Raw genomic sequence first — 24828 nt, 5'->3', positions numbered from 1 at the left:
GGACTGCGCTAGATCAGGACGTTCTGCGCCGAGACGAAAGCGGCCAGGGCCCAGGCCGCGCCCGATGCGGCGGCGGCGAAGGCGAGGCGCGCGGCCACCACGGCGCGCGCCTGGTGGCGGAGGTCGAGGACGGCCCCGAGCGCGAGCGGCAGCAGCAGCGCGAGCATCGGCAGGCTGAAGCGCAGCTCCACCACGCTGGCCAGGGTCACGGCCGCCCACGCGGTGAACGCGAGCGCCGGCAGCAGCCGGGGGCCGATCGAGGGGAGGACGTCGTCGACGTGGTTTCGCGCCTGCCCCGCTCCGCGGCGCGCGTACAGCCAGGCCCCCTGCAGGCCGAACACCAGCAGCAGCAGTGGCCACGGACGGTAGAGCCACGACCAGGCCGGCTCGCGGTTCCAGACGTAGGCCTGGAGGAAGTCGAAGTCGAAGGCCCCGGCCAGCTTGGCGGCGAGCGTGGCCGCCCCGCGTGCGGGATGCCGCAGGTACCAGCCGGCGCCATCCCCCTCCCGCCAGGTGTCGCCCGGGATCGGATTGGCGTAGAACATGCGCGCCTCGGAACCCGGCCGGGGCGCGGTCGCGTACTTCAGGTTGGCGATACCCCAGCCCAGCTGGGTCCGGCCCAGGTCGGCCACCGGCAGGGGCGTGGCGCGGTCGAACAGCACGGTGTTGATCGCCACCTGCGGCGCGAGCGCCAGCCACGGCAGCACCAGCGCGACCACCAGCGCGGCCGGCCGGAAGCGACCTGCAACCGGAGCCAGGGCCAGCACCACGCCGATCACCGGCAGCCAGACGTAGGCCGGACGCAGCGCACAGGCCAGGCCTGCAAGCACGGCGGCGGCCGCGAACCAGGCCATGCCGCCGCCACCCGTCCGCTGCCGGCGGTACCAGCAGGCGACGCAGGCCAGCCAGGCCTGGAAGACGGCCAGGCTGCTGGCGTCGGTCAGCGCCACCGGCAGGTAGGCCGCGGCGTAGGGATTGCAGGCCAGCGCCGCGAAGGTGGCGCAGGCCGCGCGCGGCCGCCCCGGAAACACCGCGCGCGCCAGCAGCGCCCCGGTCGCGACGTGCAGGGCGAACTGGACGGCGAACAGCACGTCCCGCGGCAGCGCGCCGATCCACTGCGCGATGCCGGTGACCGCGGCCAGCAGGGTCGGATACGCATAGGTGCGCAGCCCGGCGACCGGATGGGGGGCGAACCAGCCGTGGGCGGCGTAGTCCCCGGCCATGGTCCAGTACTGCTGTGCATCGCAGCACAGCCGCTGCGCGCTGGCGTCGAGGTGGAACCACGCGGCCACCAGCAGCGCCACGGCCGCGGTGGCGGACCAGGCCAGCGCGGCGGGCCACGCCGGTTCGCGCGCCGAAGGCGCGGACACGGCCGACCCGCCGGGGGCCTCAGGCATGCAGCGGATTCGGCCTGTCGGTATCGATGCGGTAGAGCTTCAGCGCGCGCGCCGAGTCCTTCGCGGTCATCCGGCCGTCCCGGGCCAGCGCGTCGATCGCCGCGTGGGCGATGTGGAAGCGGTCGACCTCGAAGTGCCGGCGCAGGTTGGCGCGGGTGTCCGAGCGGCCGAAGCCATCGGTGCCCAGCACGGTGTAGGTCATCGGCACGAAGGCGCGGATCTGGTCGGCGAAGGCGCGCACGTAGTCGGTGGCGGCGATGGCCGGGCCCTGGCGGCCTTCCAGCAGCCCGGTGACATAGGCCTTGCGCGGCGCCTTGGCCTCCGGGTTGTGGCGGTTCCAGCGCTCGACGTCGTAGCCATCGCGGCGCAGCTCGGTGAAGCTGGGGCAGGACCAGATGTCGGCGGTGACGCCGAAGTCCTTGTCCAGCAGCTCGGCGGCCGCGATGGCCTCGCGCAGGATCGTGCCCGAGCCCATCAGCTGCACGCGCAGCTCGCCCTTCTTCGGCTTGCCGGCGTCCTTCAGCAGGTACATGCCGCGGATCACGCCCTCGGCCGCGCCCTCGGGCAGCGCCGGGTGGGCGTAGTTCTCGTTCATCAGCGTCAGGTACCAGTACTCGTCCTGCTGCTCGTCGAGCATGCGGCGCATGCCCTCCTGCAGGATCACCGCCACTTCGCCGGCGAAGGTCGGGTCGTACGCGCGGCAGTTCGGGATCGCCCCGGCCAGCAGGTGGCTGTGGCCGTCCTCGTGCTGCAGGCCCTCGCCGTTGAGGGTGGTGCGCCCGGCGGTGGCGCCGAGCAGGAAGCCGCGCGCGCGCATGTCGGCGGCCTGCCAGGCGGCGTCGCCCACGCGCTGGAAGCCGAACATCGAGTAGTAGATGTAGAACGGAAGCATCGGCAGGTCGTTGGTGCTGTAGCTGGTGGCGGCGGCCATCCAGCTCGCGAACGCGCCGGCCTCGGAAATGCCTTCCTGCAGCACCTGGCCGGCCTCGTCCTCGCGGTAGTACATCAGCTGGTCGCGGTCGACCGGCTTGTACTTCTGCCCGTGCGGCGCGTAGATGCCGATCTGGCGGAACAGGCCCTCCATGCCGAAGGTGCGCGCCTCGTCGCAGACGATCGGCACCACGCGCGGGCCGACCTGCTTGTCGCGGAGCGTGATGCCCAGCGACTGCACGAAGGCCATGGTGGTGCTGATCTCGCGCTCGCCGGTGTCCTTCAGCAGGCGCTCGTACACCTCGAGCTTCGGCGCGGCGAGCGTCTCGGTGCTCTTGCGGCGCCGCTGCGGCAGGAAGCCGCCAAGCGCGGCGCGGCGCTCCTTCATGTACTCGACTTCCTCGGACTTCTCGCCCGGGTGGTAGAACGGCACCGCGCCGTCCTTGAGCTGGTCGTCCTCGAGCGGGATCTTGAAGCGGTCGCGGAACGCGCGCACCGCGTCGTCGTCGAGCTTCTTGGTCTGGTGGGTCGGGTTGAGCGCCTCGCCGGCCGAACCCATGCCATAGCCCTTGACCGTCTTGGCCAGGATCACGGTCGGCTGGCCCTTGGTCTCGGTCGCGTTGCGGTAGGCCGCATAGACCTTGTGCGGGTCGTGGCCGCCGCGGTTGAGGCGCCAGATGTCGTCGTCGGAGAGGCTGGCCACCATCGCCGCCGTCTCCGGGTACTTGCCGAAGAAGTTGTCGCGCGTGTACTTGCCGCCGAAGGCCTTGCAGTTCTGGTACTCGCCGTCGACGGTTTCCATCATCAGCTTGCGCAGCAGGCCCTCCTTGTCGCGGGCCAGCAGCGGATCCCAGTAGCTGCCCCAGATCGTCTTGACCACGTTCCAGCCGGCGCCGCGGAAGTTGCCCTCCAGCTCCTGGATGATCTTGCCGTTGCCGCGCACCGGGCCGTCCAGGCGCTGCAGGTTGCAGTTGATGACGAAGACCAGGTTGTCCAGGCCCTCGCGCCCGGCGATCGAGATCGCGCCCAGGCTCTCCGGCTCGTCGGTCTCGCCGTCGCCGAGGAAGCACCAGACCTTGCGGTCGGACTTCGGGATCAGGCCGCGGGCCTCGAGGTACTTCCAGTTGCGCGCCTGGTAGATGGCGGCGATCGGGCCCAGGCCCATCGACACCGTCGGCGTCTGCCAGTAGTCCGGCATCAGCCAGGGATGCGGGTAGGACGGGATACCGCGGCCGTCGACCTCCATGCGCAGGTGGTCGATCTGCGACTCGGTCAGGCGGCCCTCGAGGAAGGAGCGCGCGTAGATGCCCGGCGAGGAATGCCCCTGGATGTAGAGCAGGTCGCCGGGATGGCCTTCGGACGGCGCGCGCCAGAAGTGGTTGAAGCCGACGTCATACAGGGTGGCAGAGCTGGCGAAGCTGGCGATATGCCCGCCCAGGTCGCCGGGCTTGCGGTTGGCGCGCACCACCATCGCCATCGCGTTCCAGCGGATGATCGAGCGGATGCGCCATTCCAGCGTCTGGTCGCCGGGGATCTTCGGCTCCAGGTGCGGCGGGATGGTGTTGATGTATTCGGTGGTGGGCGCGAACGGCAGGTGGGCGCCGGCGCGGCGGGTCAGTTCGACCATCCCCTCGAGCAGCTGGTGGGCACGCTCCGCACCGTCGGCGTCGATGACCGCCTTCAGGGACTCCATCCATTCCCGCGCTTCGATGGGGTCCGGATCGTTGTCGAGGACGTCGTTCAGCCAGCTGTTCATGCTCTGCTCCGCAACGGCGCGCCGGCCGTGTCAGTCGGGATTCGTGGGACCCCCGATTCTACCAGCCCGCCCGGATGGGCCGGCGGGGCGGCGTTGCCCCGGGGGGCGGGTTCCCGCATGATCCCGCGGCCGGGCATCGCAGCGCGACCGGCGGTCTCGCCACAGGGGATTCTTCCGAACACATGCTTTCCGCTTCTTTCCAGCTGAACCCGCGCTGGCGGATCCCCCTGCTGTTCGTCTCGATCCTGCTGATCGTGGTCATTCCGTTCCTGCTGATGCGGACTGCCGAGGAGCGGATCCGCGAGGCGGACGAGTCGGTCGCGCACACGCTGGAGGTCGAGGCCACGGTGCAGTTGATCAACGCCTCCGTGCGCAACATCGAGGCCGCCACGCTGGAACGCGCGCTGGGCGCGCGCGCGGCGGTCCTCGAGGAACGGCTGGACTACAGCAGCACCATCGTGAACCCGTCGCTGGACCGGCTGGAGGAGCTCACCCGCGACTCGGCCCACCAGCAGGTGCGCGTGGGCACGCTGCGCCAGAGCATCGCGCAGCGCATCGACCAGGTCGGCCGGCTGGTCGACAGCAGCGGCGGGATCGACGGCGAGGAGCTGCAGCGGCTGGCCGAGCACTTCCCGGTGCAGGAGCCGATCGCGGCGATGGTCCGCGCAGAACGTGAATTCCTCGCCGAGCGCCAGGCCCTGGCCGCGCGCGCGCGAACGCAGGCGGACTGGCTCTCCTACGGCACCCTGGCCGCGCAGATCCTGCTGCTGGTCGGGCTGGCCACGCTGGCCATCCGCGACTCCGACCGCCGCGGCCGCGCCGAAGCCGAATCCCAGCGCGCCAACCGGCGTTCGGCGGCGGTGCTGGACACGGTGCGCGAGCCGATCGTGCTGGTCGATGCCGGGCTCGACATCGTGATGCACAACGCCGCGTTCGCCGAGCTGTTCGGCATCGACGACGACGCCCGCGGCCGCAACCTGGCCGAGGCCGGCGAAGGCGCCTGGAACGACGGCGAGACCCTGCGCCGCCTGCGCGACGTCTGCAGCCGGGGCCGCGAACTGTGGGACTTCGAGCTGCAGCAGAAGACCGTCGACGGCGTGGACCGCACCATGCTGGTGAACGCGCGGCTGATGGAGCTGCCCGACAGCGAGGAGACCGTCGCCCTGGTGACCGCCAGCGACATCAGCCTGCAGAAGGCCAGCGAGGAGCACATCCGCGACCTCAACCGCCAGCTCGAGGGCAAGGTGGAACAGGTCTCCGACGTCAACCGCGAGCTCGAGGCCTTCAGCTATTCGGTCTCGCACGACCTCCGCGCGCCGCTGCGGCACATCGCCGGCTTCGCCGACAAGCTGCGCCGGCACCTGGGCGGCGGCATCGACGACAAGGGCACCCACTACCTCGACGTCATCGGCGGCTCGGCCAAACGCATGTCCGAGCTGATCGACGACCTGCTGGTGTACTCGCGCCTGGGCCGCAGCGCGCTGCGCCTGCAGGCGGTCGACATGCAGTCGCTGGTCGAGGAGACCCGCGCCATGCTCGATTCCAACGTCTCCGCCGAGGCGCCCGGCCACCACGTGCAGTGGAAGATCGGCGCGATGCCGGTGCTGGTGGCCGACGAGAACATGCTGCGCCAGCTCTGGGGCAACCTGCTGGGCAACGCGGTCAAGTACAGCATGCAGAGCGAGCCCGCCACGGTCACGGTCGAGCACGCGCGCGACGCCGAAGGCGACCACGTCTTCACCGTGCGCGACAACGGCGCCGGCTTCGACATGGCCTACGCGGGCAAGCTGTTCGGCGTGTTCCAGCGCCTGCACTCGCCCAGCGAGTTCAGCGGCACCGGGATCGGGCTGGCCAGCGCAAAGCGCGTCGTGACCCGGCACAATGGCCGCATCTGGGCCGAAGCCGAGCCCGGCAAGGGCGCCACCTTCCACTTCACCCTCCCAGCCAACCTCGACCTGAGCAAACGGACCCCGACCGCATGAGCGCCATCCGCACCATCCTGCTGGCCGAAGACAGCCCCCACGACGCCGAGATGGCGATCGATGCGCTGCGCGACGCGCACCTCGCCAATCCCATCGTCCACGTGCATGACGGGGTCGAGGCGCTGGACTACCTGTTCCGCCGCGGCCGCTTCGCCGACCGCCCCGAGGGCGATCCGGCGGTCCTGCTGCTCGACATCAAGATGCCGCGCATGGACGGCCTGGAAGTCCTCAACCAGCTGCGCGAGCACGAGACCCTCAAGCGCCTGCCGGTGGTGATCCTGTCGTCCTCGCGCGAGGAGAACGACCTGGCCCGCAGCTGGGACCTGGGCGTGAATGCCTACGTGGTCAAGCCGGTCGACGTCGACCAGTTCTTCGAGGCCGTGCGCACGCTGGGCAAGTTCTGGGCCGTACTGAACGAAAGCCCCACCGAGGGTTGAGCGTGTCGATCCGCGTGCTCATCGTCGACGATTCCCGCGACGACGCCGAGCTCACGGAGTTCGCGCTGCGCGAGGGCGGACTGGCTGTCGACTGCCGGCGCATGCACCAGGCCGAGGGCCTGGAGGCCGCGCTGGACGGCTTCCTGCCGCACCTCGTGCTGTGCGACCTCAACCTGCCCGGCTGGTCCGGGCACGAGGCGCTGGCGGCCGTGCGCCGCCGCGTGCCCACCGCGCGCTATGTCTTCCTGACCGGCGCGCTGAAGGGCGACGAGGACCTCTCGGCCGCCGACGCCGTGGTGCTGAAGGACGACCTGGCGCGCCTGCTCGAGCTGGCGCGCCCGCTCGCGTCCGCGCGCGCCTAGGACGCCGCCTCGGCGGACGCCTCGCCGCGGCGCGCGGCGCGGATCTGCGCCTCCACCGCGGTGATCGCGGTCATGTTCACCACCCGGCGCGGCGTGCTGGCCGCGGTCAGGATGTGCGCCGGATGGTCCAGGCCCATCAGGATCGGCCCCAGCGCCACGCCGTCGGTCATCACCCGCACCAGGTTGTAGGCGATGTTCGCGGCGTCCAGGTTGGGCAGCACGAACAGGTTGGCGCGCCCGGTCAGGGTGGTGCCCGGCAGCATGCGCTCGCGCAGCAGCGCGTCCCAGGCCACGTCGGCCTGCATCTCGCCGTCCATGTTCATCCGCGGCGCGCGCCTGGCGAGGATCTCGCGGACCTTGCGCATCTTCGCCGCGCTCGGGTTGTCGTGGCTGCCGAAGTTGGAATGCGACAGCAGCGCCACCCGTGGCTCGATGCCGAACAGCTTCAGGCGGTAGGCACCCTGCAGCGTGGCTTCGGCGATCTGCTCGGCGGTGGGCTCGACCTGGACGTGCGTGTCGAGGAAGAACCAGACCCCGCGGTCGTTGATCACGCCGGTCATCGCCGAGGTGCCGGTGATGCCGCGCTCCAGCCCGAACACGCTGCGCAGGTAGCCGAGCTTCTTGTGGAAGCGGCCGACCAGGCCGGCGATCATGCCGTCGGCCTCGCCGCGCTTGACCATCATCGCGGCGATCAGGGTCGCGCGCGAGCGCATCAGGTTCTTCGACGCGTCCGGGGTCACGCCGCGCCGCTCGGTCATCGCGTGGTACTGGCGCCAGTAGTCGCCGAAGCGCGGGTCGTCGTTGATGTTGGTGAGTTCGAAGTCGCGGCCTTCCTCCAGCCGCAGGCCCAGGCGCTCGATGCGCTGGGCGATGACGTCCGGGCGGCCGATCAGGATCGGACGCGCCAGCTGCTCGTCGGCCACCGACTGCACCGCGCGCAGCACGGTCTCCTCCTCGCCCTCGGCGTAGACGATGCGCTTGATGTCGGCGCGCGCGCGCTCGTACACCGGCTTCATCACCAGGCCGGTGCGGTGGATGAACTGCGCCAGCTTCTCGCGGTAGGCGTCGACGTCGATGGGCCGGCGCGCCACGCCCGAGTCGAGCGCGGCCTGGGCCACGGCCGGCGCCACGATCATCAGCAGGCGCGGGTCGAACGGCCTCGGGATGAAGTAGTCCGGGCCGAAGGACAGCACGTCGCCGCCGTAGGCCGCGCCGAGGTCGGACGACTCGCGCTTGGCCAGGTCGGCGATCGCGTGCACGCAGGCGAGCTTCATCTGCTCGTTGATCTCGGTGGCGCCGACATCCAGCGCGCCGCGGAAGATGTAGGGGAAGCAGACGACGTTGTTGACCTGGTTCGGATAGTCCGAGCGGCCGGTGGCGATGATGCAGTCCGGGCGCGCGGCGCGGGCCTCGGCGGGCTGGATCTCGGGCGTGGGATTGGCCAGCGCCAGGATCACCGGGCGGTCGGCCATGGTCCTGACCATGTCGGGCGTCAGCACGCCGCCGGCGGACAGGCCCAGGAACACGTCGGCGCCGGCAACGATTTCGGCCAGCCCGCGCTTGTCGGTGTCGCGGGCGTAGCGCGCGCGGTCGGGATCGAGGCCCTGGCGGCCGGCGTGCAGGACGCCGTCGCGGTCGACGGCCAGGATGTTCTCCGGCTTCGCGCCCAGCGCCACCAGCATGTCCAGGCAGGCGATGCCGGCCGCGCCGGCGCCGGAGTGCGCGATCCGGACCTCGTCGATGCGCTTGCCCGCGACTTCCAGCGCGTTGAGCACGGCCGCGCCCACGGTGATCGCGGTGCCGTGCTGGTCGTCGTGGAACACCGGGATCTTCAGCCGTTCGCGCAGCTTGCGCTCGACGATGAAGCACTCCGGCGCCTTGATGTCCTCGAGGTTGATGCCGCCGAAGGTCGGCTCCAGCGAGGCGATGATGTCGACCAGCCTGTCGGGGTCGCGCTCGTCGATCTCGATGTCGAAGACGTCGATGCCGGCGAACTTCTGGAACAGCACGCCCTTGCCTTCCATCACCGGCTTGCCGGCCAGCGGGCCGATGTCGCCCAGGCCCAGCACCGCGGTGCCGTTGGAGATCACCGCCACCAGGTTGCCGCGTGCGGTCAGCGTGCTGGCCTGGTCGGGGTCGGCGACGATGGCCTCGCAGGCGTAGGCGACGCCCGGCGAGTAGGCCAGGGCCAGTTCGCGCTGGGTCACCAGGGCCTTGGTCGGCGTGACCCGGATCTTGCCGTGGGGAACCGACCGGTGGTACTCCAGCGCCGCCTGCTTGAACTCTTCGGTGGACGACGGGCTGGCGGACGGCTGATCGGACATGGTCAGGACTGCGGTTCGGGCTGGCGTTCCATTCTAGTCGCTATCCGTCCGGCGGCCCGGCCGGTGCCGCGCGGCCGTCGGCACCGATGCTGTCGAGGCGGATCCGGTTGGCGAACAGCGAGAACGCGAGCAGCCCCGCCAGGCCACCGGCCTGCGCCACCCAGCGCGGCAGCCAGCGCGGCGGCGCCACCGCGCCGCTGTCGAACAGCGGCTGCAGGCGCCCGGAATCGGCCAGGGTCATCTTCCCGGCGAACAGCTGGCGGCAGCGCTGCAGCCGGTCCTCGCGCAGCGCCCAGCGGAAGAAGGTGTGCACCTCGACCATCCCGCGCAGGTAGACCGCGTCCTTGGTGAAGGCGTGGCCGCCGGTGACCGGCACGCCGCGGAACACGCGCTGCGCGGACGCGAACGACTCCTCGTCCGACTGCCCCGCCGCGATGAAGTAGTCGAACACCTGCAGGAAGTCGGCGCCGGCCAGCGCCATCGAGGTCGCCTCGGTGCGCAGGCTGATGCGCTTCATGCGGCCGATGTCGAGGCTGCCGGTGATCTGTTCGGCGAAGGTCGCCAGGCCTTCCTGGGTGGCGGTGGTGCGCGGCGACGACATCGCCAGGCTGGCGAACAGCGGCTGCCCGCGGCCGTTGAGCGCGGTCAGCGAATGCACCAGCGCCTCGTGGTGGAACAGCTGGGCGCGGTCGTAGCCGGAGAACACCGCGCCGTCGCGCAGGCGGATCCGGTAGGCGCCGGCCGCGGCCTTGGCGATCAGCCCGGCATCCAGCTCGACCGCGACCACCCGGCCGCCGAAGAACGCGTCCAGGTCGCCCTGCAGCTGCAGCTGGAGCGCACGCGCCGAGACCGGCACCTGCTCGGCCGGCGCGAGCAGCTCGTGGTCGAGTTCGTCGGCGATGTCGATGAAATGGCGCGCGGCCTCGCGCGTGGTCGGGCCGTGGCCGGGCAGCGGCTGGTCGGGGCTGCCGTACAGCGCCACCGCATGCGCGCCGGCGGCGGGGCTGCCGAGCGACTCCAGCAGCTGCGCGGCGATCTCCCAGGATCCGGCCGATTCGCGCAGGTAGGCGCCGGCGGGATGGGCGGGATCGGCTTCGGCCGCCACCGTCGCCAGCTCGCGCCGCGCCTGGCTGAAGTCGTGCTTCGGATAGTCCGGCGCGGGCAGCCGGCGGCGGCCCATCGCCAGGTCACCGAGGAAACGCTGCTGCGCCCCGGCCTGCCAGCTCGCCAGCGTCAGCACGCGGATGCCACGCGCCGCGTCCACCATCCGCGCGTCGAGCGCGGCGTGGCGCAGGGTCTCGGCGTCGATGCCGTGCATGCGGCGGCTCAGCGCCGGCCGGGGCGGCCGCCGTTGCGCGGCGCGGGGCGGCGGCCGCCGGGCGGCTTCTTCGCCGCCTGTCGCGCCGCCAGCACGCCCGCGGCGCCGGCGACCTCGTCGCGCAGCTTGGCGTAGTTGGCATAGCGCGCCGGATCCAGGCGGCCCTCGTCGAGCGCGGCGCGCACCGCGCAGCCGGGTTCGCCCTCGTGCCGGCAGTCGCTGAAGCGGCACTGCGCGGTCAGCGCCTCGACGTCGGCGAAACCGCCTTCGGACAGGTCCTCTTCGCCGGTGGGCTTCAGCTCGCGCATGCCCGGCGTGTCGATCAGGCAGGCGCCGGACGGCAGCGGGATCAGCGCGCGATGCGTGGTGGTGTGGCGGCCGCGGGAATCGCGTTCGCGCACCTCGCCGGTCTTCATGCGCTCGACGCCCAGGAGCGCATTGGTCAGCGTGGACTTGCCGGCGCCGGAGCTGCCGACCAGCACCGCGGTCCGCCCGGGGCCGAGCCACGGCGTCAGCGCCGCGGCGCTGCCCGGATCGCGCGCGTTGACCGCCAGCACCGGGACCTCGTCGCCCAGGCGCGCGGCCAGCGCGGCGCGCGCGCCATCGGCATCGGTACCGGCCTGGTCGGCCTTGGTCAGCACCACCACCGGGCCCACGCCGCCGCCCTGCACCAGCAGCAGGTAGCGTTCGATGCGCTTGGGATTGAAGTCGGCGTCCAGGCCGCAGACCACGAAGACGGTGTCGACGTTGGCCGCGATCAGCTGCTGCCCGTAGTGCTCGCCCGCGATCGCGCGCTTGATCACGCCGTGGCGCTCGAGCAGGGCGACGATACGGCCGTCCTCCACCAGCACCCAGTCGCCGACGGCGGCGCGCTCGGCCGGCGGGCACCTCGGCCGCTGCCACTGCGGCAGCGATTCGACCGACACCGCCTCGCCCGGGCCCTGGGCCACCAGGTAGCCGGTGCGGTGCTGTTCGACCACGCGCGCCGGACGCGCGGCGGGATGCGCCGCCATCGCATCGGCCCACGCGCCCTCGGGCGGGGGACCGGCGTGGGGCCAGCCAATCGCCCTCAGGGCGGCGGGCGCGGCGTTCAAGCGGGGGCGTGCGAGGCGGTCATCCGCGGGGATTCTAGCCGGGAATTCCGCTAGTCTTGACCGCCCACCCTGCTGACTTGCGCGCATGCCCACGCCCCACGTCGCCACCCGGGAACGCCTGTCCGAGGTGCGCTACGAGATCCGCGGCGAGCTGGCCCGGCGCGCGCGCGAACTCGAGGCCCAGGGCCACGCGCTGATCAAGCTCAACATCGGCAATCCGGGCGCCTTCGGCTTCCGCGCCCCGGAGCACATGCAGCGCGCGATCGCCGACCACATCCACGACACCGATCCCTATGCGCACCAGCAGGGCCTGCCGGCGGCGCGCGAGGCGATCGCCGCGCACCACGCCGCGCGCGGCACGCCAGGCGCCGCGGCCGACAACGTCTTCATCGGCAACGGCGTCAGCGAGCTGATCGACATCAGCCTGCGCGCCCTGCTCGATCCCGGCGACGAGGTGCTGCTGCCCTCGCCCGACTATCCGCTGTGGTCGGCGGCGACCATCCTCAACGACGGCCGGCCGGTGTACTACCGCTGCCGCACCGAAGACGGCTTCCTGCCCGATCCGGACGAGATCGAGGCACTGGTCTCGCCGCGCACGCGCGCCATCGTCCTGATCAACCCCAACAACCCGACCGGCGCGAACTATCCGCGCGCACTGCTGGAGCGCATCGTCGCCATCGCCGCGCGCCACGGCCTGCTGCTGATGACCGACGAGATCTACGACGGCATCACCTATGACGGCGCGCGCTTCCAGCCGCTGGCGCCGATCGCCGGCGAGGTGCCCTGCCTGTCCTTCGGCGGCCTGAGCAAGGTGCATCGCGCCTGCGGCTGGCGCATCGGCTGGGCGGTGCTGTCGGGTGACGCGGCCGCGACCGCCGACTACCGCCACGCGATCGACCTGCTGGGCGCGCTGCGCCTGTGCGCCAACGTGCCCGGCCAGTTCGCGGTGCCGGCCGCGCTGTCGGGACTGGACACCATCGGCCCGCTGGTCGCGCCCGGCGGCCGCCTGCACGAGGCGCGGCGCGTCGTAGCCGAGGCCTGCGCCGCCAGTCCGCACCTGGAGCTGCGCGTGCCCGACGGCGCGCTGTACGCCTTCCCCGGCGTGGTCGGCGATGCCGCCCGTGGGTTCGACGACCACGGCTTCGCGCTGGAGCTGATGGAGACCGGGCACGTGCTGGTGGTGCCGGGTTCGAGCTTCAACGTGTCCTGCCGCAACCACTTCCGGGTCACCCTGCTGCCCGAGCCGGAACAGCTGCGCGAGGTGTTCCGGCGCATCGACCGGGTACTGGATCGGCGCGCGCTGGCGGCCGCCTGACCCGATGTCCCTGCGCTACCTCGCCCTCGGCGACTCCTACACCATCGGCGAAGGCGTCCCGGCCGAAGGCCGCTGGCCGCACCAGCTCGCCGCCGCCCTGCGCCGCGAAGGCATCGATCTCGAAGACCCGCAGACCATCGCCGCGACCGGCTGGACCACCGACGAGCTCGACGCCGCCATCGACGCGTCCGCTCCACCGGGACCGTTCGACTTCGCCAGCCTGCTGGTCGGCGTCAACAACCAGTACCGCGGGCGCGGCGTCGACGACTACGCGGCGCAGTTCGCGGCGCTCGTCGGGCGCGCGATCGCATTCGCCGGCGACCGCCCCGGGCGCGTGCTGGTGCTGTCGATCCCCGACTGGGGCGTGACCCCGTTCGCGGCCGCGTCGGGCCGCGACGTGGCCGCGATCGCGCGCGAGCTCGACGCGTACAACGACGCCGCACGGCGGATCTGCGCCGCCCGCGCGGTGGCCTTCGTCGACATCTGCGCGACCAGCCGCGAACGCGGCGCCGAACCCCGGATGCTGGCCGACGACGGCCTGCACCCTTCCGCCACCCTGTACGCGGAGTGGACGCGCCTGGCCCTGCCGGTCGCGCGCCGCCTGCTGCAGCCGCCAAGGACGACGCCATGAACAGCCGTGCCGCCGACGCTCCGTTTCCGCCCGCCGAAGCACGCACGATCGCGCGCGCCTTCCTGCCGCCGCGCTTCTACGGCAACCGCTACGACTACTACTACACGCTGACGAAGCTGCGCACCGACCCGCTGTATCCGGGCGTGCTCGCGGCCCTGCGCGGCACCACCGCGCCGGTGCTCGACCTCGGCTGCGGCCTCGGCCTGCTGCTGCACGCGCTGCGCCTGGACGGCCAGTCGATGCCCTGGCATGGCGTGGACATCGACGCCGACAAGATCCACCGCGGCCGCAGGATCGCCGAGCGCAGCGGGCTCGCCGACGGCGCGCGCTTCGAGGTCGTCGACCTCGGCCAGGGCTGGCCGCCGCACCGCGGCAGCGTCGCCATCCTCGACGTCCTGCAGTACCTCGACGCACAGGCGCAGGGCGCGCTGCTCGACGATGCCGCGGCGATGCTCACGCCGGGCGCCAGGCTGGTGATCCGCAGCGGCCTGGGCGACGCCACCGGCCGCGGCCGCACCACCCGCATCACCGACCGCTTGGCCCACCTCGCCGGCTGGATGCAGGAAATCCCCAAGCGCTACCCCACCCGCACCGAACTCGAGACCCGCCTGACCGCCGCCGGCCTGTCGGTCGACTTCCAGCCGCTGTACGGCAACACGCCGTTCAACAACTGGCTGATCGTCGCGCAGCGGGGATGACGCGCTGACGGGACGCTTGCCTGTGGGAGCAGCTACAGCTGCGATCGCACCGACATGACGCGTCGAACCTGGGCCGTACGATGGCGGTCGGGTCCGGGAAGTCCTGCCTGCAGCGTGGCATTCCGCTTCGGCCGTGGCGACTGATCGCAGCTGTAGCTGCTCCTGCAGAAGCGCGTCGACGGCAGAGCATCCCCGCGATTCAACTGAAAGCCGTTGCTTTATCCGCGCAATCCGCGCCATCCGCGTCATCCGTGGCAAAGCTTTGCCTTCAACCCTCCGGCACCACCGCCCGGTACCCGGCACGGTCCAGTTCGCCGAGCACGGCGGCGATGATCTCGACGCTGCGACCGTGCGGCGCGGCTTCGTGGAGGAGCACGATGGCGCCCGGGGCGAGGTCGCGGGCGATGGCGGCGGTGATGCGCGCGGAGTCGGATTCGACGGCGTCGTAGCCGCGGGCGCTCCAGGCGAGGCGCGACAGGCCGGCTTCGCGCAGCGGGGCGTGGACGAAGGGATTGGCGTGGCCGACCACGGCGCGGAACCAGCGCGGGGGCGTGCCGGTGAGCGCGGCCAGGGCGCGCTGGCAGTCGAGGATCTCGCGGCGCATCGCGCGCGGGCCCAGGGCCCAGAAGCGCGCCTGGGGATGGGTCTGGCTGTGGTTGCCGATCCCATGGCCGCGGGTGGCGATGGCATGTACCAGGTCCGGGCGCGCCTGCGCGCGCTCGCCGACCAGGAAGAAGGTGGCCCTGGCGCCGTGGCGATCGAGCAGGTCGAGGATCGCCGGGGTCTCGGCGGACGGCCCGTCATCAATGGTCAGCCAGACCTCGCGCTGGGCGGTCGGGAAGCGGCAGCGCACCGGCCCGAACAGACGCGAGCCCGGGCGCAGCGTGCCCCAGACAAAGGCCAGGTGCAGCGCCATGAGCAGGCCCAGGCCCCACTGCCAGCCGAGCCGCCACCAGGCCAGCGCCACGGCGAGGTGCAGCACCAGGGCGCCAACAGCCCAGGCGCGGGGGTGGCGGGGGACGGCGTGCAGGGCAGCGGGCTCGGACATTCCGGAATGGTGGCACGGACGCTTGCGCTGGCGGCCAGGACTGCGACGACACGATCACGGCGAAGGCCGCTCCCACAGGTTCGGCGCCCGGCAGCACGGCCTGTCGATGACGCGGGTCAAGGCCCCGGCACGGCGCCCGGAGTACCCTAGGCGGCCCACAGATGACCCGCGGTGCCCGCCATGTCCCTTGCCCCCGAACTCCGCCAGCGCATCGAAACGCTGCTGCAGGCCAACCGCATCGTGCTGTTCATGAAGGGCGAGCCGCAGTCCCCGCAGTGCGGCTTCTCGGCCAAGGCGGTCGCGGCGCTGTCGGCGCTGGAGGTGCCGTACGCGCACGTCAACGTGCTGGCCGACGGCGAGATCCGCGAGGGCATCAAGGCCTATGGCAGCTGGCCCACCATCCCGCAGCTCTACATCGAGGGCGAGCTGGTCGGCGGCAGCGACATCATCGAGCAGATGTCCAGCTCCGGCGAGCTGCACTCCGCGCTCGGCCTCGCGCCGCCCGATCGCACGCCGCCGGTGATCACCATCACCCAGGCCGCGCAGCCGACCCTGCGCAAGGCGATCGCCGATGCCGGCGGCGACCTCGCCGTACAGATCGACATCGACCCCAACTACCGCACCCGCCTGGCCCTGGCCACGCGCGATCCGAACGCCCTGACCGTCGAGTGCGACGGCATCCCGGTGCAGGTGGCGGTCGCCGCCGCGCGCCGCGCCGATGGCGTGGTGATCGATTTCGCCGACGACGCCCGCGGCCGCGGCCTGGTGGTCGAGAACCCGAACGCGCCGCCGACGGTGCGCGCGATGTCGCCGACCGACGCGCAGTCGCGCGCTGCCGCCGGCACCGTGCGCCTGGTCGACGTGCGCCCGCCGGAAGAGCGCGCGCTGGCCGAAGCCCCGGTGCCGCACTCGACCTTCGACGACGGCCCGGCCGCGCTCGAAGCGCTGCCCAAGGACACCCCGCTGGCCTTCCTCTGCCACCACGGCGGCCGCAGCCAGCAGGCGGCGGAGCACTTCCGCCAGCTCGGCTTCCGCGAGGTCTACAGCATCGAGGGCGGCATCGACGCCTGGGCGGAGCAGGCGAACGGGACGATTCCGAGGTATTGAGTTCTTGCTTCGGGCGGGGCGGAGGAAAGCTTCTGCCACGGATGGACGCGGATCAGAGCGGATTCACACGGATCCCCTCTGTAGGAGCAGCTACAGCTGCGATCCCGCCGTGGCCGGAGCGCCCAGCCCGCTTCGCGGGGACGCTATCCGCGTGATCCGCGTGATCCGCGTGATCCGCCTCATCCGTGGCCAAAGGCTTTTCCCGCCCGTCCCACGCCGCGCGCGATCGCAGCTGTAGCTGCTCCTACAGAACAGAAGAGCGGATGCCCCGCTGTCGTCGCTTTGGCTCTATCCGTGCAAATCCGCTCTGATCCGCGTCCATCCGTGGCAAAAGAACAGACGCCCCCCCGCGAAGCGCAATGCCCGCCCCGCCGCGAACTCCAACCGGGATCAGAACCCGCCGCCCGCGTCCAGCCAGGCCTGTTCGTCGGCGCTGCTGGCGCGGCCGAGGGCGTGGTTGCGGTGCGGGAAGCGGCCGAAGCGTTCGATGACCTCGAAGTGCTGCACGGCGTAATCGGTGTAGGTCTCGCCGAGCTGCGCCATCAGGGCCACCGAACGCTCCTGCTCGAGCAGGTCTTCCGAGTGCTCGAAGGGCAGGTAGCAGAACACGCGCAGCGCCGGGTCGACCCCATGGTCGAGCCCGGCCTCCAGCATCCGCCCGGCGTAGTGCAGGGCCAGCGGGTCGGTGGCGTAGGAGTGCGCGCTGCCGCGGAAGATGTTGCGCGGCACCTGGTCGAGCAGGATCAGCAGCGCCAGGGCGCCATCGGCCTCGTCCATCCAGGCCTCGAGTTCGCGGCGCGCGGCGGCGAAATGCCCCGCCTCCAGCTTCCCGCGCACCTCCGCGTCGAAGGCCGCGCCGCCGTTGAACCACTTCGACGGCCCGGCATCGCGCCAGAACTCCACGATGGCGCGGGCGTCAGGGACTGCAGCGGAGTCGCTCATTCGTCGAACCTCATGTGGCGCACCGACTTGCCGTGGCGGCGGATCAGCCGCAGCGCCTCGATGCCGGTCTGGATGTGGCCCTCGACGAAGCGCGTGCTCACCTGCGCGTCGGAGGCCTCGGTCTTGACGCCCTCGGGGATCATCGGCTGGTCGCTGACCAGCAGCAGCGCGCCGCACGGGATGCGGTTGGCGAAGCCGGCGGCGAAGATGGTCGCGGTCTCCATGTCGATGGCCATGCAGCGCATGGTGCGCAGGCGCTCCTTGAACGCGGCGTCGTGCTCCCAGACGCGGCGGTTCGTGGTGTAGACCGTGCCGGTCCAGTAGTCGAGCCCGGCGTCGCGGATCGAGGTCGAGACCGCGCGCTGCAGCGCGAACGCCGGCAGCGCCGGGACCTGCGGCGGCAGGTAGTCGTCGCTGGTGCCTTCGCCGCGGATGGCGGCGATCGGCAGCACCAGGTCGCCGAGCTGGTTCTTCTTCTTCAGCCCGCCGCACTTGCCGAGAAACAGCACCGCCTTCGGGCCGATCGCCGACAGCAGGTCCATCAGCGTGGCCGCGTTGGGGCTGCCCATGCCGAAGTTGATCATGGTGATGCCGTCGGCGGTGGCGCTCGGCATCGGGCGGTCGGTGCCGACGATCTCCGCGCCGGTGAGGCGGGCGAAATGGCCGAGATAGCCGCCGAAGTTGGTGAGCAGGATGTGCTCGCCGAAGCCGTCGAGTGGCACGCCGGTATAGCGCGGCAGCCAGTTCCCGACGATCTGGTCCTTCTCCTTCATGCATTCCTCCGTTTTTTTGCTCCGATTCTGGCATGTGGATCGCGGCTGTAGCCGCTCCTACAGGAGAGCGGTGCTGCTGTAGGAGCGGCTACAGCCGCGATCCCGGTCGCCCAACCACGACTTTCCGGCCATTGCCGTGTGCCCCGCCGCGCGGCTAGGGTGGCCGGAGAACCCCGGGGAACTCCGCATGCGACTCAAGACCCACGCCGCGCTCGCCGCGGCGCTCACCCTCGCGCTGGCCACCGGCTGCGCGACCACCAGCGCGGCATCGCGCAGCGGCGACGGCCCCCGCCGCGACGCCGCCTCCAGCGGCTCGCCCGGCGACGCCTATCCCAGCACCTACCAGCGCATCGCCAGCGCGCCGGTCCTGGTCAGCGGCGCGACCGTGCTCGACGGCACCGGCAGGCGCCTCGAGGGCGCTGACGTGCTGATGCGCGACGGCGTGATCGTCGCCGTCGGCGTCGGCCTGGACGCGCCTGCCGACGCGGTGCGCGTCGACGGCCGCGGCAAGTGGGTGACCCCCGGCATCATCGACATCCACTCGCACCTGGGCGTCTACCCCAGTCCGGGCACGGCGTCGCACAGCGACGGCAACGAGATGACCTCGCCGGTCACCGCCGCGGTCTGGGCCGAGCACTCGGTCTGGCCGCAGGATCCCGGCTTCCACGCGGCGCTGGCCGGCGGCGTCACCAGCCTGCAGATCCTGCCCGGATCGGCCAACCTGGTCGGCGGGCGCGGCGTGACGCTCAGGAACGTGCCGGCCACGACCTACCAGGGCATGAAGTTTCCCGGTGCCCCGCACGGCCTGAAGATGGCCTGCGGCGAGAACCCCAAGCGCGTCTACGGCCAGAAGGGCGGCCCGGCCACGCGCATGGGCAACGTCGCCGGCTACCGCGCCGCGTTCATCGAGGCCGCCGAGTACCGCGACAAGCGCAAGGGCGGCGACGGCGACAGCAAGGGCAACGGCAACGGCAAGCGCGACCTCAAGCTCGAGACCCTGGCCGGCGCGCTGGATGGCGACATCCTCGTGCACATCCACTGCTACCGCGCCGACGAGATGGTGACCATGCTCGACCTCGCCGACGAGTTCGGCTTCAAGGTCGCCGCCTTCCATCACGGCGTGGAGGCCTACAAGATCGCCGACCGCCTGGGGCGCGAAGGCGTCTGCGGCGCGCTCTGGGCCGACTGGTGGGGCTTCAAGATGGAGGCCTTCGACGGCATCCAGGAGAACGTCGCCCTCGTCGACCGCGCGCCCGGCGGCTGCGCGATCGTGCACTCCGATTCCGACGAGGGCATCCAGCGCCTCAACCAGGAAACCGCAAAGGTCATGGCCAATGCGCGACGCGCGGGCATCACCATCACGCCCGAGCACGCGATCACCTGGCTGACCGCGAATCCAGCGAAGGCCATGGGCATCGCCGAGCGCACCGGCACGCTGGAGGCCGGCAAGATGGCCGACGTGGTGCTGTGGAACGGCAACCCCTTCAGCTCGTACGCGCTGGCCGAACAGGTGTGGATCGACGGCGCGCGGATGTACGACCGCCACGATCCCGCACGCCAGCCGCGCTCGGACTTCATGCTCGGTCGCGGCGCCGGCGCGGGAGGCGTGCGATGAGCCGCCACGACTGCGGGAGCAGCCACGGCCTCGACTGCCGGAGCGGCTACAGCCACGATCCTGCGGGCCACTCCAGTCCCGACTGTGGGAGCGGCTACAGCCGCGATCCGGGCAAGCCGGGCTGCACCGGCCATGGCGGCGGAGAGCGGAGCAGTCCCGCAGGCCGATCGCGGCCATGGCCGCTCCTACAGGGGGGCGCGCTGGCGGTCCTGCTGCTGGCTTCGACCGCGGCGGCCGCGCAGGACCTGCTGATCCGCAACGCAACCGTGCACACCGCCACCGCGCAGGGCACGCTGCAGGGCACCGACGTGCTGGTGCGCAACGGCCGCATCGCCGCCGTCGGCACCGGCCTGGATGCGGGCGGGGTTCCGGTGGTCAACGCCGAAGGCCGTCCGCTCACGCCCACCCTCTTCGGCGGCATCAACGGCATCGGCATCGAGGAAGTGTCCGGCGAGTCGGCGACCGTCGACGGCCGCCTGACGCTGGGCGAAGGCGCGCACGACATGCGCGTGCGCCCGGAGTTCGACGTCACCCTCGCCTACAACCCCGACTCGCTGCTGGTGCCGGTGGCGCGCGTCGAAGGCATCGGCTTCAGCCTGCTGGCGGCGGGCACCGGCAGCGGCGGCTCGATCATCGGCGGCCAGGGCGCGGTCATGCGCCTGGACGGCGGCGATGCGCCGGCGGGCCCGAAGCTGCTCTTCATCGACCTCGGCGGCCGCGCCGCCAACCTCACCGGCGGTTCGCGCGCGGCGCAGTGGATGCTGCTCGACCAGCTGGTCGACGAGGCCGAAGGCCGGCTGCCGCCGGCGTCGCACATGGCGCTGCTGACGCCCGCCGGACGCGCCACCCTGCAGCGGCACCTGCGCGGCGCGTTGCCGCTCGTGGTCGCGGTGGACCGTGCGGCCGACATCCGTCAGCTGCTGCGCTGGTCGAAGCGGCACGGGTTCAAGGTCGCGATCCGCGGCGGCGGCGAAGCCTGGCGCGTGGCGCGCGAGCTGGCCGCGGCCCGGGTGCCGGTGTTCGTGGATCCGCTGGACAACCTGCCGGCCAACTTCGACCGCGTGCACGCCAGCGAGCGCAACGCCGCCGTGCTGCGCGAGGCCGGGGTTGAGGTCGGCTTCACCCAGGCCGGCGATGCCGCGCACAACGCCCGCAAACTGCGCCAGCTGGCCGGCAACGCCGTCGCCCACGGCCTGCCCTGGGACGCGGCGCTGGCCGGCCTGACCCGGGTGCCGGCACGGACCTTCGGCGTCGACGGTGAGATCGGCGCGATCGCACCGGGCCTGCGCGCCGACCTGGTGCTCTGGGACGGCGATCCGCTCGACGTCGCCAGCCTGGCCAGCCAGGCCTGGTTCGACGGCCGCGCGATCGACATGCGCTCGCGCCAGACCGAGCTGCGCGACCGCTACCTGCGCGCCGAGCCCGACGCCGCGCGCGGCGAGCTGCCGCGGGCCTATCCGGGCGGCGGCGACCGCTGATCCGCCGCGTGCAGCGCCCGCCCACGCGGCGGGCGCTGCACGCGCGGATTGACCCCGGTCAACATCCGCGCGCGCGTCCTGGCCAATGATGGACTCCGGTCACCTGCGAGAGTCCTGCCATGCATCCCGTCTTCGTCGAGCTTTTCGCGCGCCCCGTCGGCTGGCTGCTGATCGGTGGCACGCTGATCATGGTGGGCATCGGCATCGGCGTGCCGCTGTTCATCCGCTATCGCGAGCGCGTGGAGCGCGCCGGCGCCGATCGCCCGGACCGCACGCAGGCCGGCTGACGCCGCAGGCCAGGCACCGCGGCACGCCGCCGAATGCGCGCGCGGTCACCCTGCAGGCGTGACCCAGGCCACATTGCGTGCGACGATCGCGGCGGGAAAACTGCCAGAGGGGCGTGCAATGCGTATCGGTCTCGTCGTCGATTCGGCCTGCGACCTGCCGCGTGACTTCCTGGAGGGCGAGCGGGTCGAGCTGCTGCCGATCACCGTGCGCATCGGCGACGCGGTCCAGGTCGACCATCGCGACGAAGCGCAGACCCTGGCCTTCCTCGAATCGCATATCGCCGAACGCGGCGCCAACGCCGAGACCATCCCCTACACGCCCGAACAGATCCGCGACCTGTTCCTCGAGCGCCTGGTGGTCGAGTACGACTACGTCTTCTGCATGACGATCACCGGGTCGCGCAGCCCGATCTTCGCCAACGCGCAGAAGGCGAGCTACATGATCCTCAACGACTACAAGCAGCCGCGCGCCGCGGCCGGCAACAGCACGCCGTTCGCGCTGCGCGTGATCGACACCCAGAACCTGTTCTGCGCCCAGGGCATCCTGCCGATCGAGGCCGCGCGCCTGCGCGCCGCCGGCGAGCAGCCGCCGCGCATCCGCACCCGTCTGGAAGAGCTGGCCAACAGCACCTATGGCTACCTGGTGCCGCGCGACCTGTACTACATCCGCAACCGCGCGCGCGCCAAGGGCGACCGCAGCATCAGCATGCTGAGCGCCGCGCTGGGCACCGCGCTCGACATCAAGCCGGTGCTGCGCGGCTTCCGCGGCGAAACCGGGCCGGTGGCGAAGATCAAGGGTTTCGAGCCCGCGGTGGAGAAGCTGTTCGAATTCGCCGCGCGACGGGTGCAGGCCGGCCTGCTGACGCCCACGGTCACGCTCTGCTACGGCGGCCAGCTCGACGAGATGCGCGCGCTGCCCGGCTATGCCCGCCTGCGTGATGCCTGCGCCGGCCAGAACGTCGAGGTGTTCGAGAGCGTGATGAGCACCACCGGCATGGTCAACGTCGGGCGCGGCGCGATCGTGGTCGGCTTCGCCGCGCCGGAGCACCGCTTCGACTGAGCACGCAACGCCTGTTTAACGGCCCGGCGCTAAGCTTGTCCGGACGCCAGACAACGGACCACCGCATGCCGACGCGCTATTTCATCGCCATCCCCGACCCGGCCGCCACCCGCGGTGGCGCGTTCGCCTTCAGCGCCCACGGCGCCGAGGCCTTCGCACAGGAGCTGCAGGACGCACTGCGCGGCGACAGCCTGTTCGAGCGCTGGCGGGCCACGCAGGACGAGCCCGACGAGGTTGATCCCCTCCTGGGCGCCACCGATCCCGCCGCCCAGGTCGAAGGCACGCAGCGCGAGCAGCGCGTCGAGCTGGTGGCCACCACCGCCCTGCGCGGCGACGTCTTCAAGCACCGCATGCGCCTCCTCGCCGGCAACGCCTGGGAGCTCCGCGACGTCCGTGCCGGCTGAGCCCGGCGGCGCGCCTCCGCGCGCGCTGCTGGCCTGGAGTGGCGGCAAGGACGCGGCCTGGACGCTGCACACGTTGCGCAGCCAGGGCGCGGTCGACGTCGTCGGCCTGCTGTCGACGATCACCGAAGGCGAGGAACACGCGTCGGGCCAGGGCGTCCACGTCGACGTGCTGCGCGCGCAGGCCGCGGCCGCTGGCCTGCCGCTGTTGGAAGCGTACGTTCCGCCGGACTGCGACAACCTGCGCTACGAGGCTGCCTTCGCGCACGCGCTTGCCAGGGCCCGTGACCGCTGGCCCGGCATCGACCAGATCGCCTTCGGCGACCTGCGGCTGGCCGACGTCCGCGCGTGGCGCGAGGCGCTGTGCGCGCGGCTCGGCTGGACGGCGCTGTTCCCGCTGTTTGGCGCGGACACGGCCGCCATCGCGCGGGAGATGATCGCCGGCGGTCTGCGGGCATCGCTGTGCCGCGTGGATACGCAGCAGCTCGACGCCGGATTCGCTGGCCGCAGCTTCGATGCCGGATTGCTCGCGGCGCTGCCAGGCGACATCGATCCCTGCGGCGAGAACGGCGAGTTCCACACCTGCGTCTGCGCGGGGCCAATGTTCGACACGCCACTGCTGCTGGAACAGGAAGCGCCCGTGCTCCGCGACGGCCGCTTCGCCTGCGTGGAGTACCACGGCACAGCGCGCCACGCCACGCCACCGCCCGCGTTAACAGCCCCAGCGGCATCCACGCAGATCAACCCCACGCCCCGCCTTCTGTAGGAGCGGCTACAGCCGCGATCGCCAGGTCACCCGGAGGCTCAACCCGCAGGGGGCGCCAGGGAGTTTTCCCGCCCGCCATATCGCGGCTGTAGCCGCTCCTACAGGAAGGGCTCCGCAAGTCCTATCGCGGCTGTAGCCGCTCCTACAGGAAGGGCTCCGCAAGTCCTATCGCGGCTATAGCCGCTCCTACAGGATGGTTTCTGCTCTATCCGTGTGGATCCGCGCCATCCGCGTGATCCGTGGCAAAAAAGCCCTGCCCTAATCCCTCAACGCCGCCGCATGGTGCGCGATGTGGTCGCCGATGAAGCTGGCGATGAAGTAGTAGCTGTGGTCGTAGCCGGGCTGCATGCGCAGGGTCAGCGGGTGGCCGGCGGCGTCGCAGGCGGCCTGCAGCAGCTGCGGGCGGAGCTGGCTTTCGAGGAATTCATCGGCCGCGCCCTGGTCGACCAGGAGCGGCAGCCTTTCGGACGCCGACTTCACCAGTTCCACGGTGTCGTGCTGCTTCCACGCCCCGCGGTCGTCGCCGAGGTAGGCGGCGAACGCCTTTTCGCCCCACGGCACCTGCGAGGGCGCCACGATCGGCGAGAACGCCGAGACGCTGCGGTAGCGGCCGGGGTTCTTCAGCGCGATGGTCAGCGCGCCGTGCCCGCCCATCGAGTGCCCGCTGATCGCGCGGCGGTCGCTCGCCGCAGGATCGGCTTCGACCCAGGCCGGCAGCTCGTCGACGATGTAGTCGTACATGCGGTAGTGCGCCGCCCAGGGCTCCTCGGTGGCATTGACGTAGAAACCCGCGCCCTTGCCCAGGTCGTAGCCGGGCGCATCCGCGACGTCGTCGCCGCGCGGACTGGTGTCGGGCGCGACGAGGATCAGGCCGTGCTCGGCGGCGTAGCGCTGCGCACCGGACTTGGTGATGAAGTTCTGCTCGGTGCAGGTCAGGCCCGAGAGCCAGTACAGCACCGGGCAGGGTCCCTGCTCCGCCTGCGGCGGAAAGTACACGCCGACGGTCATGTCGCAGCCGAGGACCTCGGAGCGGTGGCGGTAGACATCCTGCCAGCCGCCGAAGCTGGCGCGGTGTTCGAGGCGTTCCATGGCGTTTCTCCGGACGAT

At 71.7% G+C, this 24828-nt stretch carries 20 protein-coding genes and 2 pseudogenes; 13 read left to right on the top strand and 9 right to left on the bottom strand.

Translation table 11 applies throughout. The features are described from left to right. Nucleotides 1–8: 8 nt before the first annotated feature. Together JG616_RS11620 and aceE are read right to left on the bottom strand one after the other, a co-directional pair. The gene (locus JG616_RS11620; RefSeq protein WP_199392661.1) at nucleotides 9–1397 is read right to left on the bottom strand and encodes a hypothetical protein; all 1389 of its coding nucleotides are present in this window, start codon (nucleotides 1395–1397) and stop codon (nucleotides 9–11) included. Continuing rightward, complete coding sequence (gene aceE, locus JG616_RS11615; RefSeq protein WP_199392660.1) at nucleotides 1390–4083, bottom strand: pyruvate dehydrogenase (acetyl-transferring), homodimeric type; 2694 nt, start codon at nucleotides 4081–4083, stop codon at nucleotides 1390–1392. The genes JG616_RS11620 and aceE overlap by 8 nt, the downstream gene beginning before the upstream one ends. 182 nt (nucleotides 4084–4265) lie before the next feature. On the opposite strand from aceE, the gene JG616_RS11610 reads away from it, so the two are divergent. From JG616_RS11610 to JG616_RS11600, 3 genes are read left to right on the top strand one after another with little or no spacing between them, the layout of a single operon-like run. Beyond that, nucleotides 4266–6065 carry an ATP-binding protein gene (locus tag JG616_RS11610; protein WP_199360066.1) on the top strand — a complete coding sequence of 600 codons (1800 nt, stop codon included), beginning with the start codon at nucleotides 4266–4268 and terminating at the stop codon, nucleotides 6063–6065. Further along, complete coding sequence (locus JG616_RS11605) at nucleotides 6062–6502, top strand: response regulator (RefSeq protein WP_199360065.1); 441 nt, start codon at nucleotides 6062–6064, stop codon at nucleotides 6500–6502. The genes JG616_RS11610 and JG616_RS11605 overlap by 4 nt, the downstream gene beginning before the upstream one ends. Before the next feature lie 2 nt (nucleotides 6503–6504). After that, nucleotides 6505–6864 carry a response regulator gene (locus tag JG616_RS11600; protein ID WP_199360064.1) on the top strand — a complete coding sequence of 120 codons (360 nt, stop codon included), beginning with the start codon at nucleotides 6505–6507 and terminating at the stop codon, nucleotides 6862–6864. Here JG616_RS11600 and JG616_RS11595 read toward each other — a convergent pair. The 3 genes and pseudogenes from JG616_RS11595 to rsgA form a co-directional block, all read right to left on the bottom strand. Then, nucleotides 6861–9188 carry an NADP-dependent malic enzyme gene (locus JG616_RS11595; RefSeq protein ID WP_199392659.1) on the bottom strand — a complete coding sequence of 776 codons (2328 nt, stop codon included), beginning with the start codon at nucleotides 9186–9188 and terminating at the stop codon, nucleotides 6861–6863. The two genes, JG616_RS11600 and JG616_RS11595, sit on opposite strands and share 4 nt — an antisense overlap. 40 nt (nucleotides 9189–9228) lie before the next feature. Next, complete coding sequence (locus JG616_RS11590; RefSeq protein ID WP_199360062.1) at nucleotides 9229–10506, bottom strand: flavohemoglobin expression-modulating QEGLA motif protein; 1278 nt, start codon at nucleotides 10504–10506, stop codon at nucleotides 9229–9231. Between the two features lie 74 nt (nucleotides 10507–10580). Further along, nucleotides 10581–11600 (bottom strand): annotated as a pseudogene (rsgA, locus tag JG616_RS11585) (ribosome small subunit-dependent GTPase A); the annotation flags it as partial. 85 nt (nucleotides 11601–11685) lie between these two features. Between rsgA and JG616_RS11580 the strand changes: the two are divergent. Genes JG616_RS11580 through JG616_RS11570 form a run of 3 tightly spaced genes read left to right on the top strand, consistent with a single transcriptional unit; the run spans nucleotide 11686 to nucleotide 14244 of the window. Continuing rightward, nucleotides 11686–12915, top strand: coding sequence for an aminotransferase class I/II-fold pyridoxal phosphate-dependent enzyme (locus JG616_RS11580; RefSeq protein ID WP_199392657.1), 1230 nt, complete (start codon nucleotides 11686–11688; stop codon nucleotides 12913–12915). Nucleotides 12916–12919: 4 nt separating this feature from the next. Next, nucleotides 12920–13546 (top strand): GDSL-type esterase/lipase family protein, encoded by a 627-nt coding sequence (locus JG616_RS11575; RefSeq protein WP_199392656.1) that lies wholly within the window; start codon nucleotides 12920–12922, stop codon nucleotides 13544–13546. After that, nucleotides 13543–14244: a methyltransferase domain-containing protein gene (locus tag JG616_RS11570; RefSeq protein ID WP_199392655.1), complete on the top strand. Its 702-nt coding sequence runs from the start codon at nucleotides 13543–13545 to the stop codon at nucleotides 14242–14244. Before JG616_RS11575 ends, JG616_RS11570 begins: the two co-directional genes overlap by 4 nt. Nucleotides 14245–14512: 268 nt before the next feature. Here JG616_RS11570 and JG616_RS11565 read toward each other — a convergent pair whose 3' ends face one another. After that, nucleotides 14513–15292, bottom strand: a complete 780-nt coding sequence (locus JG616_RS11565; protein ID WP_199392654.1) for a polysaccharide deacetylase family protein — start codon at nucleotides 15290–15292, stop codon at nucleotides 14513–14515. Between the two features lie 180 nt (nucleotides 15293–15472). Here JG616_RS11565 and grxD point away from each other — a divergent pair, with 180 nt between their 5' ends. Then, nucleotides 15473–16399, top strand: a complete 927-nt coding sequence (grxD, locus tag JG616_RS11560) for a Grx4 family monothiol glutaredoxin (protein ID WP_199392653.1) — start codon at nucleotides 15473–15475, stop codon at nucleotides 16397–16399. Nucleotides 16400–16789: 390 nt separating this feature from the next. Here the strand turns inward: grxD and JG616_RS11555 are convergent, their stop codons facing one another. Both JG616_RS11555 and JG616_RS11550 read right to left on the bottom strand, forming a co-directional pair. After that, nucleotides 16790–17341 carry a DUF924 family protein gene (locus JG616_RS11555; protein WP_199392652.1) on the bottom strand — a complete coding sequence of 184 codons (552 nt, stop codon included), beginning with the start codon at nucleotides 17339–17341 and terminating at the stop codon, nucleotides 16790–16792. Continuing rightward, complete coding sequence (locus tag JG616_RS11550; protein ID WP_199360055.1) at nucleotides 17338–18114, bottom strand: AMP nucleosidase; 777 nt, start codon at nucleotides 18112–18114, stop codon at nucleotides 17338–17340. Before JG616_RS11550 ends, JG616_RS11555 begins: the two co-directional genes overlap by 4 nt. Nucleotides 18115–18442: 328 nt before the next feature. Here JG616_RS11550 and JG616_RS11545 point away from each other — a divergent pair. The 6 genes and pseudogenes from JG616_RS11545 to JG616_RS11520 form a co-directional block, all read left to right on the top strand. Further along, a pseudogene (locus tag JG616_RS11545) lies at nucleotides 18443–19729 on the top strand (amidohydrolase); the annotation flags it as partial. Continuing rightward, nucleotides 19726–21207: an amidohydrolase family protein gene (locus JG616_RS11540; protein ID WP_199392650.1), complete on the top strand. Its 1482-nt coding sequence runs from the start codon at nucleotides 19726–19728 to the stop codon at nucleotides 21205–21207. The pseudogene JG616_RS11545 and the gene JG616_RS11540, both read left to right, overlap by 4 nt. Before the next feature lie 119 nt (nucleotides 21208–21326). Beyond that, nucleotides 21327–21494: a hypothetical protein gene (locus JG616_RS11535; protein ID WP_199363248.1), complete on the top strand. Its 168-nt coding sequence runs from the start codon at nucleotides 21327–21329 to the stop codon at nucleotides 21492–21494. A gap of 118 nt (nucleotides 21495–21612) precedes the next feature. Continuing rightward, entirely contained in the window at nucleotides 21613–22554 is a 942-nt protein-coding gene (locus JG616_RS11530) for a DegV family protein (protein WP_199363245.1), read from the top strand. A gap of 65 nt (nucleotides 22555–22619) precedes the next feature. Next, entirely contained in the window at nucleotides 22620–22958 is a 339-nt protein-coding gene (locus JG616_RS11525; protein WP_199363243.1) for a hypothetical protein, read from the top strand. Further along, nucleotides 22948–23721 carry an ATP-binding protein gene (locus tag JG616_RS11520; protein WP_199392649.1) on the top strand — a complete coding sequence of 258 codons (774 nt, stop codon included), beginning with the start codon at nucleotides 22948–22950 and terminating at the stop codon, nucleotides 23719–23721. Before JG616_RS11525 ends, JG616_RS11520 begins: the two co-directional genes overlap by 11 nt. Nucleotides 23722–23979: 258 nt before the next feature. Here the strand turns inward: JG616_RS11520 and fghA are convergent, their stop codons facing one another. Further along, a complete protein-coding gene (gene fghA, locus JG616_RS11515) occupies nucleotides 23980–24810 on the bottom strand; it encodes an S-formylglutathione hydrolase (protein WP_199363238.1) in 831 nt (276 codons plus the stop codon). Nucleotides 24811–24828 lie beyond the last annotated feature (18 nt).

The sequence above is a fragment of the Luteimonas sp. MC1895 genome (genome assembly GCF_016457215.1).
Taxonomy (GTDB): Bacteria; Pseudomonadota; Gammaproteobacteria; order Xanthomonadales; family Xanthomonadaceae; genus Luteimonas.
Note: the sequence above shows the minus strand (reverse complement) of the source record. Positions and strands in the feature narration are given on the sequence as shown.